The sequence below is a fragment of the Neisseria subflava genome, from assembly GCF_003044645.1.
Taxonomy (GTDB): Bacteria; Pseudomonadota; Gammaproteobacteria; order Burkholderiales; family Neisseriaceae; genus Neisseria; species Neisseria subflava_B.
Map to the genome: position 1 here is coordinate 83,923 of NZ_POXL01000009.1, position 13,915 is coordinate 97,837.

General features: G+C 50.1%; 9 protein-coding genes. 4 read left to right on the forward strand and 5 right to left on the reverse strand.

The annotated features are described in order from the left end of the window. Positions 1–85: 85 nt before the first annotated feature. Entirely contained in the window at positions 86–1,144 is a 1,059-nt protein-coding gene (locus DBY97_RS10270; RefSeq protein ID WP_107858256.1) for a histone deacetylase family protein, read from the reverse strand. A 176-nt stretch (positions 1,145–1,320) separates the two neighbouring features. Between DBY97_RS10270 and yajC the strand changes: the two genes are divergently transcribed. From yajC to DBY97_RS10290, 4 genes are all read left to right on the forward strand, one after another. Continuing rightward, positions 1,321–1,587 carry a preprotein translocase subunit YajC gene (gene yajC / locus DBY97_RS10275; RefSeq protein ID WP_003675720.1) on the forward strand — a complete coding sequence of 89 codons (267 nt, stop codon included), beginning with the start codon at positions 1,321–1,323 and terminating at the stop codon, positions 1,585–1,587. A 75-nt stretch (positions 1,588–1,662) separates the two neighbouring features. Continuing rightward, entirely contained in the window at positions 1,663–3,516 is a 1,854-nt protein-coding gene (secD, locus tag DBY97_RS10280) for a protein translocase subunit SecD (RefSeq protein ID WP_107858257.1), read from the forward strand. Positions 3,517–3,519: 3 nt separating this feature from the next. Next, on the forward strand, positions 3,520–4,455 hold the full coding sequence (gene secF / locus DBY97_RS10285) for a protein translocase subunit SecF (protein ID WP_003686183.1): 936 nt from the start codon (positions 3,520–3,522) through the stop codon (positions 4,453–4,455). A gap of 324 nt (positions 4,456–4,779) precedes the next feature. Beyond that, positions 4,780–5,661, forward strand: coding sequence for a carbohydrate kinase family protein (locus DBY97_RS10290; protein WP_107858258.1), 882 nt, complete (start codon positions 4,780–4,782; stop codon positions 5,659–5,661). A gap of 79 nt (positions 5,662–5,740) precedes the next feature. On the opposite strand, the gene DBY97_RS10295 is transcribed toward DBY97_RS10290, so the two are convergent. The 4 genes from DBY97_RS10295 to nusA all read right to left on the reverse strand — a co-directional run bounded on the left by DBY97_RS10295 (position 5,741) and on the right by nusA (position 13,908). Further along, positions 5,741–6,298 carry a nitroreductase family protein gene (locus tag DBY97_RS10295; protein ID WP_107858259.1) on the reverse strand — a complete coding sequence of 186 codons (558 nt, stop codon included), beginning with the start codon at positions 6,296–6,298 and terminating at the stop codon, positions 5,741–5,743. Positions 6,299–6,408: 110 nt separating this feature from the next. Beyond that, a complete protein-coding gene (locus tag DBY97_RS11610) occupies positions 6,409–9,147 on the reverse strand; it encodes a calcium-binding protein (RefSeq protein WP_107858260.1) in 2,739 nt (912 codons plus the stop codon). Between the two features lie 349 nt (positions 9,148–9,496). Continuing rightward, the gene (gene infB / locus DBY97_RS10305) at positions 9,497–12,391 is read right to left on the reverse strand and encodes a translation initiation factor IF-2 (protein ID WP_107858261.1); all 2,895 of its coding nucleotides are present in this window, start codon (positions 12,389–12,391) and stop codon (positions 9,497–9,499) included. Positions 12,392–12,402: 11 nt separating this feature from the next. After that, positions 12,403–13,908, reverse strand: coding sequence for a transcription termination factor NusA (gene nusA, locus DBY97_RS10310; protein ID WP_049330906.1), 1,506 nt, complete (start codon positions 13,906–13,908; stop codon positions 12,403–12,405). Positions 13,909–13,915: the final 7 nt, after the last annotated feature.

Here is a 13,915-nt window from a genome sequence, read left to right on the forward strand (position 1 = left end):
CAAATTAAAGTTTGTAAATGAAAAAAAAGGCCGTCTGAAATGGATAATCTGTTTTCAGACGGCCTGGGGCAATAGTTTGAATGCGTTATGGTGTAGGATTGTTACTTTTGCCGCGCTTCAGATGCTTTTGGTAGGCGATGACGTAGTCGGCCTTGCTTAAGCCCGCCAATACGCGGATGTGGGCGGCGGCGGATTTAGACATGGATTCCAAGGTATATCCGCCCTCCAGTACGGAAACGACACGTCCTTGACAGCTTGCCGTTGCTTGGACGATTTTGTGCGTCAGCCAGGCAAAGTCGGCTTCATGCAGGTTCAGACGGCCTGTTTCGTCTTGTTTATGCCCGTCAAAACCTGCCGAAAGCAACACCAACTCGGGGCGGAAGGCCGTGAGCTTGGGCAGCCATTGTTCGCGGATGGTCGTGCGGAAGATACGGCTGCCTGTGCCCGGTTTGAGGGGCGTATGCAGCATATTCTTATTGCCGGCGTATTGTTCCGCCTGAGGGAAGGGAAAGATGTCGGTTTCAAACAGGTTGAAAAACATCACGCGCGGATCGTCTTGGAGAATCTCCGCCGTACCGTCGCCGAAGTGGACGTCGAAATCGATGACGGCGATGCGTTGCAAGCGGTATTGGGCAATGGCGTACATCACGCCGGCGGCGGTGTTGTTAACGAGGCAGAATCCGCCGGCGCTGTTGCTGTGGGCATGGTGGCCTGGCGGGCGGATGGCGCAAAAAGCATGCCAGGCCTTTTTGTTCATCACCATATCGACTGCCTTGACGACGGCGCCGGCCGCAAAACGGGCGGCTTGAAGGGAGTCGTGGCAGATGACCGTATCGTCATCGATGCGGTGGATTTTGCCGGGGAGCGGCTGGGCGGCCTCCAATTCGTGCAGATAGTTGCGCGAGTGGACCAATGCCAGTTGCGCATCTTTGATTTCGGGTGCTTCAGCGGTTTGCAGATGGCGCCAAATGCCTTCCTTTTTTAAGGCGGCTTGAATGGCGCTGATGCGTTCGGGCTTGTCGGGGTGGTTGGTGCCCGGCTGGTGCTGCAGAAATATCGGATGGGAAATCCATACGGTGCGGGCATTTTTGCCGAGTAGTCGACGCAGCAGGGTACGCACGCGCCAAATGATTTTTTTAAGCATGGAAAGTGTGTATCGAACGAGTCGCACGGACTGCTAAATATGGTTAATAAATACGGAAATGCTTGGAAATTTTTCAGACGGCCTTTAGAATAGCTCAATTTTGCAGTCCAACCAATGTGTTTGATTGCAGTGTGCAGTTTTTTACTTAATCTAAAACTTGAAAGAACGGATATATTATGAATCAAGCAGTGGCTCAATTTGCCCCTTTAGTGCTGATCATGGTGGTGTTCTACTTCCTGATTATGCGTCCTCAACAAAAGAAATTCAAAGCGCACCAAGCGATGTTGGCCGCTTTGAAAGTCGGCGATAAAGTCGTTTTGGCGGCAGGTTTCAAAGGCCGTGTGACCAAAGTCGGCGAGCAATTCTACACTGTCGACATCGGTCAAGGTGCGAAAATCGAAGTGGAAGTTGAGCGCAACGCGATTGCCGCGAAAGCCGAATAATCCGTTTTTTTGCAAAAAGCCGCCTCATTTTCCGAGCGCGGCTGTTTGCCTTTATAAATAAAGCAAAGGTTTACCATGAACCGTTATCCTTTATGGAAATACCTGCTGATTGCGTTCACGATTGTAGTTGCGGCTGTTTACTCGCTGCCCAACCTTTTCGGTGAAACTCCTGCCGTACAGGTATCGACCAACCGACAAGCCATCGTGATCAACGATCAAACCCAGTCTAAAGTGGATGCCGCGCTGAAACAGGCAGGTATTCAGACTGATGGTATGTTCATCGTCGACAACTCGCTGAAAGTGCGTTTCAAAGATACCGAAACGCAATTGAAAGCGCGCGACGTCATCGAAAATACTTTGGGCGAGGGTTATATTACCGCGCTCAACCTGTTGGCAGACAGCCCTGAGTGGATGGCGAAAATTAAAGCCAATCCGATGTTCCTGGGTCTGGACTTGCGCGGCGGCGTGCATTTCACCATGCAGGTGGACATGAAAGCCGCGATGCAGAAAACGTTTGAACGTTATTCCGGCGATATCCGCCGCGAATTGCGCCGCGAAAAAATCCGTACCGGCACGGTGCATCAGACTGAAAACGGTCTGACCGTGCCTTTGCAAGATGCTGCCGATGTACAAAAAGCCTTGCCTCAGTTGCAAAAATTGTTCCCTGAAGCCACGCTGCTGCCGGACGGCAACAATATCGTGCTGACTTTGTCTGAAGAGGCAATCAATAAAGTACGTTCTGATGCAGTTAAACAAAACATCAATACGTTGCACAACCGTGTGAACGAATTGGGCGTAGCTGAACCGGTTATCCAACAATCCGGCCTTGACCGCATTGTCGTACAGCTGCCGGGCGTGCAAGATACTGCCAAAGCCAAAGACATTATCGGCCGTACCGCGACTTTGGAAGTACGCATGGTGGAAGACGATCCGATTAAACTTCAAGAAGCCTTAAACGGTAATGTACCGACTGGTTATGAGTTACTGTCAAGCGGTGGCGATCATCCGGAAACTATTTTGGTCAACAAACAAGTTGAACTGACCGGCGACAACATCAACGACGCGCAACCTAGCTTTGACCAAATGGGTGCGCCTGCCGTGAGCCTGAGCTTGGACAGCGCAGGTGGCAGCATTTTTGGCGAATTGACTTCGGCCAATGTGGGTAAACGTATGGCTATGGTTTTGATCGACCAAGGTAAATCCGAAGTCGTGACCGCGCCTGTCATCCGCGCCGCCATTACCGGTGGCCGTGTGGAGATTTCCGGCAGCATGACAACTGCCGAAGCCAACGATACTTCATTGTTGCTGCGCGCCGGCTCTCTGGCTGCGCCTATGCAGATTGTCGAAGAACGTACCATCGGCCCGTCTTTGGGTAAAGAAAACATTGAAAAAGGCTTCAATTCCACCTTGTGGGGCTTTGCCGCCGTTGCTGCGTTTATGGTGGTTTACTACCGCCTGATGGGTTTCTTCTCTACCATCGCTTTGAGTACCAATATCTTGTTCTTGGTAGGTATTTTGTCTGCCATGCAGGCAACGCTGACCCTGCCGGGTATTGCCGCGTTGGCATTGACATTGGGTATGGCGATTGACTCTAACGTATTGATTAACGAGCGTATCCGTGAAGAATTACGCGGAGGCATACCACCTCAACAGGCCATCAACCTCGGTTTCCAACATGCTTGGGCAACCATTGTCGACTCTAACTTGACCTCTCTGATTGCCGGTATTGCTTTGTTGGTATTCGGTTCCGGTCCTGTACGCGGTTTCGCCGTTGTACACTGTATCGGTATTCTGACCTCGATGTACTCGTCTGTGGTCGTGTTCCGTGCTTTGGTTAACCTGTGGTACGGTCGCCGTCGCAAATTGCGGAATATTTCCATTGGTGCGGTATGGAAGCCGAAAGCTGAAATGGCAGAAGGCAAGGAGTAAAACATGGAATTATTTAAAATCAAACGCGATATTCCGTTTATGAGCTACGGCAAACTGACGACCTTTATTTCGTTGGTTACGTTTATCGCCGCCGTGTTCTTTTTGGTAACCAAAGGCCTGAATTTCTCCGTCGAATTTACCGGCGGTACGGTGATGGAAGTCCAATATCAGCAGGGCGTGGATGTGAATAAAACGCGCGAACGCCTCGATACGCTGAAAATGGGTGATGTACAGGTTCAGGCATTGGGTACGAACAAACACATCATGATTCGCCTGCCGAACAAAGAAGGCGTAACGTCTGCCCAGCTGTCCAACCAAGTAATGGATTTGCTGAAAAAAGACAATCCTGACGTTACCTTGCGCCAAGTTGAATTCATCGGCCCTCAGGTTGGTGAAGAATTGGTTACCAATGGGTTGATGGCATTAGGCTTCGTAGTGGCAGGTATCATTATTTACTTGTCCATGCGTTTTGAGTGGCGTTTTGCAGTATCCGCGATTATTGCGAATATGCACGATATCGTGATTATTCTCGGCTGTTTCGCCTTCTTTCAATGGGAATTCTCTCTGACTGTCTTGGCAGGTATTTTGGCTGTTTTGGGTTATTCCGTAAACGAATCTGTGGTTGTGTTTGACCGTATTCGTGAAAACTTCCGTAAGCCGCATATGCGCGGCCACACTGTGCCGGAGGTCATCGACAACGCGATTACCGCGACCATGAGCCGTACCATCATTACCCACGGTTCGACCGAGGCAATGGTTGTTTCTATGCTGGTGTTCGGCGGTGCAGCCTTGCACGGTTTCTCTATGGCGCTGACCATCGGTATCGTGTTCGGTATTTACTCTTCCGTATTGGTTGCCAGCCCGCTCTTACTGATGTTTGGTTTGAGCCGCGAGAACATTGCTAAAGAAGTGAAGAAAAAAGAAGAAGTTGTAGTTTAATCGCTGCAATACTTCAATAAAGGCCGTCTGAAAATTGATTGGATCAGTTTTCAGACGGCCTTTTGTATTTAAATTTCAGAATGTTTTGTTTTAATGAAATAGGAGGGGATAAATGTGAAAGAAAAAGAAAAAATAGGAACGATATAATTTTGTGATGAATCAAGTTTATTGTCTGATATGCCCTTAATTGCTTGTCAGTCCCAACATTTTAAAACATAATACTTTTGCTCCCGATGCTGGAGTTTTACTACAAGTACATGATTTGCAAAAAATCTGTCGGGAGTGCAGACCCTGCCAATCAACCTCAAAAAAGGAAGGTTAAGAATGAAAGTAACCAGTTTCGGCGAAGTACTGTGGGACGATTTTCCAAATGGAAAAGTATTGGGTGGCGCGCCCTTGAATGTTGCTGTCCGTTTGCAGTCTCTGGATATCGATACTGCCATCATTAGCCGTCGCGGTGATGATGCCGATGGCGAGGAATTGCTGCGCCAGGTCCAAAGCAAAAACGTCAATACTGATTATTTGCAGGTTTGCCACGAATGCGCGACCAGCTTGGTGAAAGTACACTTGGACAAGTCTGGCAGTGCGTCTTATGAGATCGTCTACCCTTGCGCGTGGGACAGGATTGCGGTTGATGATGCGGCAATCAAACGTGTGGCAGAATCAGATGCTTTCGTTTTTGGCAGCTTGGCAACCCGCGATGAAGTTTCGCGTAAAAGCTTGGCGGTTTTGCTGAAAGAAGCCAAATTCAAAATTTTTGACGTTAATCTGCGTAAGCCTCATTACGATATTGACCGCTTGCTTGAGACCATGAAACAGTCCGATATGGTCAAACTCAATGATGATGAGCTGTATGAGTTGGCTGCGGCTTACGGTTCTCCTTATCACAGTATCGAACAAAATATCGGCTACCTCGTTGAGCTGACCGGCGTCAAAATCTTGTGTGTGACTTTGGGTAGTCATGGCGCGGTTTTGTATAAGGACGGCGAGTTGTACCGTCATTGCGGTTTCCGCGTCAAAGTGGTGGATACTGTCGGCTCTGGCGACAGCTTTCTTGGTGGTTTGACTTACAAGCTGCTCAATAATGCGCCTCCTCAAGAAGCCATTGCTTTTGCTTGTGCGCTGGGTGCATTGGTGGCTTCACGTCATGGCGCGACGGCGGATATTTCTTTGGAAGAAGTTGAAGCGTTTATGAATCCTGCTTGATATTTTGACAAGAGACATAAAAAGGCCGTCTGAAAACCATTAAATCAGGTTTTTCAGACGGCCCTAGTGTTTTCAGGCTTTACCAATAAGTTGTAAAACATTCTAAGTTGGTATTTTTCGGGCCGCTTCCTTCTTCGGTCGGCGAACCAATCATCATCAGGCCGATGATTTTGTCTTTGTCGGCACACTCAAATGCTTCGCGCAACAATGGGCTGTTGACCCACATGCCCGTAATCCAAACATTGTCGAAGCCTTGAGCAGAAGCAGCCAGTTGTAAAGCATAGGCGGCGCAGCCGGCAGTCAACATTTGCTCCCATTCGGGTTTGGGTTTTGCCACTTCACGGTTTGGCGTAAATGTAACGCCGATAATCATAGGCGCCATGTTGCCGACGCGTTCGGCTTTTTTCATGGCATCATCGCCGAAGTTGAGTTCGGTAACGGTCTTGCCCAAAAGCTTGCGGAAACGTTGCAAACCGGCTTCGTTTTGAATCACAGTAAAGCGGAAAGGGCGCATATTGCCGTGATCAGGTACTTGTGTTGCCGCTTGCAGCATTTGTTCCAGTTGCTCGGTATTGGGTGCAGGAGCAGTCAGTTTTTTGGAAGAGCGACGCGTGGTGAGGAGATTTAAGGCATTCATTTTTATTCTTTCTTGTGAATTTGAATGAGAATAATTATATAGCAGAACGATAAATAAATCAGCAAAGGGCTAAGGCCGTCTGAATTAAGGTTTCAGACGGCCTTTGAGTTTTACAGGATACCGTTGTTTTGTGTATTTTCAGTCATCAGTGCTTTGCTGATTTCGTCAGCGGTATAGCTCTTGCCGTTTCCGAATACAAAGCTGTCGACATTATTGTTGGCAATGTCATGGATGGTCAGGGTGTCGCCTGTATCTTTGATGGTTAAGACCCAATCATCGCCGGTTTTCAACTGTAAATCTTTCAGCGTCAGCCCTTCTTTGAAGCGGACTTGGGTATCGCTGCCACCATACGGATTGAAGGTGTCGTTGCCGCTGTTTCTGCCAAACATGATAACGGTGTTGTCGGCACCCGGGTCGGTAATGTTGTCGTTGCCGCCGGCTGTATCGACGATGTTGATGCCTCGGCCCAAAGTAATGGTTTCATCACTGCGGTTGCCCCTGTATTCGACAACAGAAGTGTAACGCGACAAATCTAAATCGCTGTTGTCGCTATCGGCGTGGATGGTGTGGTTGAAGTTGTTGTACACATCACGGTTGAGTTCTTCAACGGGTTGGCCGGTGTATTGGGCGATGTTTGTGTTACCGATCATGTGCGGGATAGACAGTTTGAAGTGGTTGATTACCTCTCCCGTGCTGTATGAGGTATTGCCGTCAAACTGAAACTCGGAAATCGCACCATAAATACCGCTTTGGTTTTTGATGGTTAAAACATCGTCTGTGCCTTTAATGCGGATATGCCATGTGTCGCCATCCAACAGGGGATTGGATACAAATTGGTTGCTGTCGGGCATGTCGGCAATCCCGGTTTTGTCGTAACCTTTTTCAATGGTAATTTCAAGGTCGTCAAGAGTAATGCCGCCGGTAAATTTCACGACGTTGGCGTTGAGCGTGTGCAGGCCGGCCTCGCTGTCGAAACCAAAGTTGTAGTCGAAAATGGTGTCGTGACCGTAACCTTTGCCGAAGATATAGGTATCGTTGTGTTCGCCGCCTTCCAGATAATCATTGCCTGCGCCGCCGTCAAGCAGGTCGGCACCTACATGGGCATAGAGTTTGTCATTGCCATTGCCACCATAAAGTTTATCGTCGGAATCCGGCTCAGTGCTGTAATAGGTTGCACTGTGTTCGCGCAAGATGTCATCGCCATCGTGGCCATAAAGGGTGTCATGGCCGTCGTTGCCGCCGTCGATTTCATTGTTGCCTGCATTGCCATGCAAGGTATCGTCGCCGTTTGTGCCGGCAAATTTAATGGCTTCGGCCTTCAGCGCTTGGAAGACTTGTTGGAATTGTGCGGCAGTGTAAGTTTTGTCGCTGAACTGGAAACGGTCGATGGAAATACTGCCATCCGCGCCGATTTGGTTTTGAATCAAGGCTGAACTTTGCTCCGAAGTAATTTCCCAGCTTTGGCTGCCATCGTCGTTATGAATGGTCTTCAGGTTGAGCTTGGCATTGTTCAGGCCGTCTGAAAACTTGAGGGTATTGATGCCTTGGTTATCGATAATGGTATCGTTGTCACCGTAGATATAGGTATCGTTTCCGGCACCGCCTTTCAGAATGTCTTTGCCGTTTCCGCCCAGCAAAATGTCGTCGCCAGCATCACCGTTGATGACATCGTTACCGTCGCCGCCATCCAGATAATCGTTGCCGTCGCCGCCGTTGAGGTTGTCGTTGCCACCCATGCCGTAAACGGTATCATCGCCGCGTCCGCTGTTGAGGCGGTTGCGGCCTTCGTTACCGGTCAGAATGTTATTGCTGTTGTTGCCGGCGGCAAAAATATTGGCCGATCCGGTCAAGGTAACATTTTCGACGTGGGTAGCGGCAGTATATGAAATGCTGCTGAATACGGTGTCTTCGCCGCCGCCAGCCTGTTCGATAACCACGTCTTTTACATCATCAACGTAGTAAGTGTCATTGCCATCCCCACCTTCCATAATGTCGGCACCGGCTTTGCCGTCGATAATATCATCGCCGGATGTGCCGATCAGGTGGTCATTGTCGTCGCTGCCATCGATGGTCTGGCCGTTTTCGGTATGTTCAGTCAGGGAAATATTGAAATATTTGGCAAAGCTGTTTACATCCAGTTTTTGTGTGCCGATGATGAATTGGGAGACTGCCGGTGTTGTATCGTTTTGAGTGTATTGGTTTTTGATGGTTAAAACAGCGTTGCTATTTTTCACGGCAATCAGCCAGTCATGACCGCCGGTTTCATTGTTTCGGACTTCAACGGTTAAATCGTTAAGGCTCAGATCAGTATGAAAGCGGATGTTGTTGTGGCCTTGATTGTCGATGATGGTGTCTTGCTCGCTTTTGGCAGAGAAAAGGTAGGTATCATCGCCTTCGCCACCTTCAAGCACATCATTGCCTGCTTCGCCGTTGAGGGTATCATTGCCTGTTTCGCCGAAAAGACGGTCGTTGCCTTCGCCGCCGTTGATGAAATCGTTGCCGCCGCCGCCGTAAACGATGTCGTCACCGCGACCGCTGTTGAGGCGGTTGCGGCCTTCATTGCCGATGAGGATGTTGTTGCTGTTGTTGCCTGCGCCGAAGATGTTGGCTGTACCGGTCAAAACAAGGTTTTCAACGTGGTTTGGAAGGGTATAGCTGACGTTGCTGTAAACCGTATCATCGCCTCCATTTGGGTTTTCAATGATTTTATCGTCGCTGCGGGTTACATAATAAACGTCATCTCTCGAAGTACCTGTTGTTGCTTGTGCAAGGGCGGAAGGTTGTAATTGCTCTAAATGTCGTAATTCAAATTGCGCATTGCGAATGCGCATTGCTTTTTCGATTGTCATGATATTTTCTTTAGATGTTGATGAGAGTAACAAGGAAGTAAACGTATCCGGCATATGGCCGGTATTGCTTAATTTGTATTGTGTTTAGGCTGTATATACTAGTGCCGAAATTTGATAAAAACAACAGAAACGTTAAGATATGACAATATGTAGAGAGCTTTATCAGGCTTAATTTGCCGTCTAATCTTTTGCCAAATGGCTTTGCCTTGTGCGGCTGTTTTGTTTCTTATATACCACATATCAAATTTAATAGTTTCAAACTATGAATGGTTGTAAAAAGGCCGTCTGAAAAAAGAAGCAGGTTTCGCATTGCAAAACCTGCTTCTGATTTTTCAGACGGCCTATCTGATTACAGAGTACGGGCAACTTCGACGATGTCGAAACATTCGAGTTGGTCGCCTTCCATAATCTCGTTGTAGCCTTTGAGCATCAGACCACACTCGAAGCCCATGCGGACTTCTTTGACGTCGTCTTTGTAGCGTTTCAAAGAAGACAGCTCACCGGTATGGATAACCACGTTGTTGCGGATGAGGCGGACATGGGAATCGCGTTTGACCACACCGTCGGTAACCATACAGCCTGCAATATTGCCGACTTTGGAAACGGAGATGACCTGACGGATTTCGACCGTACCGGTTACTTGCTCTTTCTCTTCCGGAGAGAGCATACCGCTCATGGCAGCTTTCACGTCGTCGATGGCATCGTAAATGATGTTGTAGTAACGGATTTCCACGTTTTCATTCTCAGCCAGTTTGCGTGCGGAAGCATCTGCACGGACGTTAAAGCCGATGATGAATGCGCCGGAAGCGATGGCCAAGTTGACATCAGACTCAGTAATGCCGCCAACACCGCTGTGCAACACGTTCACTTTCACTTCGTCGGTGGACAGTTTTTTCAGGCTGCCCGCCAACGCTTCGTAAGAACCTTGTACGTCTGCTTTGATGATGACGGACAAGGATTGGGCTTGGTTTTCGCCCATGTTGTTGAACATGTTTTCCAGTTTCGCGGCCTGTTGTTTGGCCAAGCGAACGTCGCGGTATTTGCCTTGACGGAAGAGGGCGATTTCGCGCGCTTTTTTCTCGTCGGCCAATACCATTGCATCTTCGCCTGCGTTCGGTACGTCGGACAAGCCGAGGATTTCGACAGGGATAGACGGGCCGGCTTCATTGATGGCTTTGCCGTTTTCGTCAACCATTGCACGGATTTTACCGAATGCAGTACCGGCCAGCAGCATATCGCCTTTTTTCAGCGTACCGCTTTGTACCAAGAGGGTGGCAACCGCGCCGCGGCCTTTGTCCAAACGTGCCTCTACGATGATACCTTTGGCAGGTGCATCGACTGGGGCAGTCAGTTCCAAAACTTCGGCTTCGAGCAATACCGCTTCGAGCAATGCATCGATGTTCAGGCCTTTTTTAGCGGAAACGTCGATGAACTGTACATCGCCGCCCCATTCGTCAGGCACGACTTCGTGGGCAGTCAGCTCTTGGCGGATACGCTCAGGGTTGGCGGCTTCTTTATCGATTTTGTTGACGGCAACCACTATCGGTACGCCGGCGGCTTTAGCGTGGGCAATTGCCTCGATGGTTTGCGGCATCACGCCGTCGTCGGCGGCAACCACAAGAATCACGATATCGGTTGCTTTCGCACCGCGCGCGCGCATGGCGGTAAACGCTTCGTGACCCGGAGTATCCAAGAAGGTAATCACGCCGCGTGGGGTTTCAACGTGGTATGCGCCGATGTGTTGGGTAATGCCGCCCGCTTCGCCTTGTACCACTTTGGCACGGCGGATGTAGTCCAGCAGGGAAGTTTTACCGTGGTCAACGTGACCCATTACGGTCACAACCGGAGGACGCGGCAATGCTTCGGCTTCAACTGCTTCAACGCCTTCATCCAAGAATGCTTCAGGATCGTCGGCAGCGGCAGGTTTGCCGATGTGGCCGAGTTCTTCCACTACAATCAGGGCAGTATCTTGGTCGATAGATTGGTTGATGGTTACCATCATGCCCATTTTCATCAGGGCTTTAACCACTTCGACGCCTTTAACGGCCATTTTGTGTGCCAAGTCGGCAACGGTAATGGTTTCAGGTACCAAAACTTCGTGTACGACAGGTTCGGTCGGCGCTTGGAAGGCGTGTTGGTTTGGCTCAAGTTTGAGTTTTTTGCCTTTTTTGCCGCCGCGTACGCGTTCGTCGTCGCCATTGCGTGCATTGTTGCGGTCACGGCCGCCTTTGCCGCCTTTACCTTTGGCATTACGGCCTTGGTTTTCTTCATCACGCTCACGACGGTCTTCTTTTTTACCGCGCGCGTTATGTTCGGATTTTCCTTCTCCGGATGCCGTTTTGGCTTTCTCGGCAGGTTTGTTGCGTTCGCCTGATTTGGCTTCTTTAGTAGGTTTTGAGTCTTGATCGGCCTGTTGTTTCATGGCTTCGCGGCGTGCTTGACGCTCTTGTTTTTCTTTCAACAAGGCTTCTTGATGCGCACGCAGGGCGGCGGCACGACGGGCCTCTTCATCGCGTTGAGCCTGTTCTTCCACGCTGACGACAGGTTGCGGTACGGCAGGAGCGGCAGGTTTGGCTGCCTTTTTCGCTTCTTTGCCTTTGCCGCCTTTGTCTTGTTTGGCTTTGGCAGGTTTCTTGGCTTCGGCTGGTTTTTCAGCTTCAACGGATTTTTCAGACGGCTTGTTGTCTGCTTTAGCTTCAACTTTTGCTTCGGCCTTGGCTTCTACGGCTTCAACCGGTTTGGCTTCTTCTTTTTGGGCTTCGGCAGGTTTGCCTTCCGCTTTTGGTGCGGCTTTGGCTGCTTTCAGTCTGGCTGCTTCAGCCTCTGCTTTGGCACGGGCTTCGGCTTTGGCGGCAGCTTCTGCTTCAGCTTTGGCTTTTTCTTCGGCAGCTTGGGCGGCTGCTTTTTTTGCTTCGGCTTTTTGGTTTTCCGCTGCTACTTTGGCTTTGGCTTCCGCTGCTAATTCTTCGGAAGAAGGAATGGTAACGGCACGGCTGCGGCGGCGTGTTTCCACTTTTACACCGTCAACGGTGCTGACTTCGGTTTTTTTGCGGCGGATGCTGATGGTGCCGCTGTTGCTGCCGTTTTTCTTTTGCAGGTAAGCGGTCAACAGTTGTTTGTCGTCAGTGGTTATGCTGTCATTACCGCTGTTTTTATTGACCCCGGCTTCTTTCAATTGTTTAAGCAAATCATCGACGGGGCGGTTTAGTTCGGCGGCAAATTGCGCTACGGTTGTATTACTCATTCAGTACCCCCTTAGTTATTTTCTTCAGTAAACCAGTGTTCGCGTGCAGCCAAAATCACTTTTTTGGCTTCTTCTTCATCAACACCGGTAATTTCGACCAATTCGTCAACAGACAATTCGGCCAGATCATCGCGTTGGGTTACGCCGGCTTCGGCCAGTTTGCGCAACATATCGGAATCTACGCCGTCCAAATTGCGCATGTCTTCAGACACTTCACCCAGTTTTTCTTCTGCGGCGATGGTAATGGTCAGGATCGCGTCGCGTGCGCGGTTGCGCAGGGTTTCAACGATTTCTTCGTCAAAGCCGTCAATGGCAAGCAATTCTGCCGCTGGAACGTAAGCAACTTCTTCCAAAGTGGCAAAGCCTTCTTCCACCAAAATATCGGCAGTTTCGTCGTCGATGTTCAAGTGGGTGGTGAAGAGGTTGCGGATAACCGCGTCTTCGGCAGCATTGCGCTCGTCGGCTTCTTCAACGGTCATGATGTTCAGCTGCCAGCCGGTCAGGATGGAAGCCAGACGGACGTTTTGACCGCCGCGGCCGATGGCCAGCGCCAGTTGGTTTTCGTCAACGATTACGTCAACGGCGTGTTTGTCTTCGTCAATTACGATGCGGCTCACTTCTGCAGGAGACAGCGCGTTCATCACAAATTGGGCAGGCTCAGGAGACCACAATACAATGTCGATGCGTTCGCCAGACAATTCGTTGCTCACGGCATTAACACGGGAACCGCGCACGCCGATACAAGTACCTTGCGGGTCGATGCGTTGGTCGTTGGCTTTAACGGCAACTTTGGCGCGTTGGCCTGGGTCGCGTGCTACTTCGCGGATTTCCAACAGGCCGTCTGCAATTTCAGGCACTTCGTTGGCATAGAGTTTGGCCAAGAAGTCGCCGCTGGTGCGGCTCAAAATGACTTGTTTGCGGCCGGTATTGCCGATTTCGTCCACACGCAGGAAGAGGGCGCGGATGCGGTCGCCGCTGCGGAAGTTTTCGCGCGGAATCATTTCTTCGCGCGGAATCAGGGCGTCAAGTTTGCCCGCGACGACTTCAACGATGATGCCGTGGCGCTCGACGCGTTTTACCGTACCGGAAACGATGTCTTCTTTAGAAGCGAGGAACTCGTTCAGGTTTTGCTCGCGCTCCGCATCACGGATGCGTTGCAGGATGATTTGTTTGGCAGTTTGTGCGGCTTGGCGGCCGAAGCCTTCGTTTGGCAGCTGCTCTTCGTAGTATTCGCCGATTTGGATGGTTGTGCCGGGAATTTCTTCTTGGATTTCCTCGATGGTTTTTTCTACATCGGGGTAGGTGTAGTCTTCATCGGCAACAATCAGCCAGCGGCGGAAGGTTTGGTATTCGCCGGTATCGCGGTCGATTTCGACGCGCACGTCCATGTGCTCGCGGTCGGCTTTTTTCTTGGCAGCAGTAGAGAGGGCGAATTCAAGGGCTTTGAATACGACTTCCGTTTCAACGTTTTTTTCACTTGCCAGCGCTTCGGCCAGCTGTAACATTTCGCGACTCATTTTCTAG

Coding starts and splice junctions, on each gene's coding strand:
- DBY97_RS11610 (WP_107858260.1), bottom strand. CDS start 9,147: ATGACAATCGAAAAAGCAATGCGCATTCGCAATGCGCAATTTGAATTA.
- DBY97_RS10295 (WP_107858259.1), bottom strand. CDS start 6,298: ATGAATGCCTTAAATCTCCTCACCACGCGTCGCTCTTCCAAAAAACTG.
- secD (WP_107858257.1), top strand. CDS start 1,663: ATGAACCGTTATCCTTTATGGAAATACCTGCTGATTGCGTTCACGATT.
- nusA (WP_049330906.1), bottom strand. CDS start 13,908: ATGAGTCGCGAAATGTTACAGCTGGCCGAAGCGCTGGCAAGTGAAAAA.
- infB (WP_107858261.1), bottom strand. CDS start 12,391: ATGAGTAATACAACCGTAGCGCAATTTGCCGCCGAACTAAACCGCCCC.
- yajC (WP_003675720.1), top strand. CDS start 1,321: ATGAATCAAGCAGTGGCTCAATTTGCCCCTTTAGTGCTGATCATGGTG.
- DBY97_RS10270 (WP_107858256.1), bottom strand. CDS start 1,144: ATGCTTAAAAAAATCATTTGGCGCGTGCGTACCCTGCTGCGTCGACTA.
- secF (WP_003686183.1), top strand. CDS start 3,520: ATGGAATTATTTAAAATCAAACGCGATATTCCGTTTATGAGCTACGGC.
- DBY97_RS10290 (WP_107858258.1), top strand. CDS start 4,780: ATGAAAGTAACCAGTTTCGGCGAAGTACTGTGGGACGATTTTCCAAAT.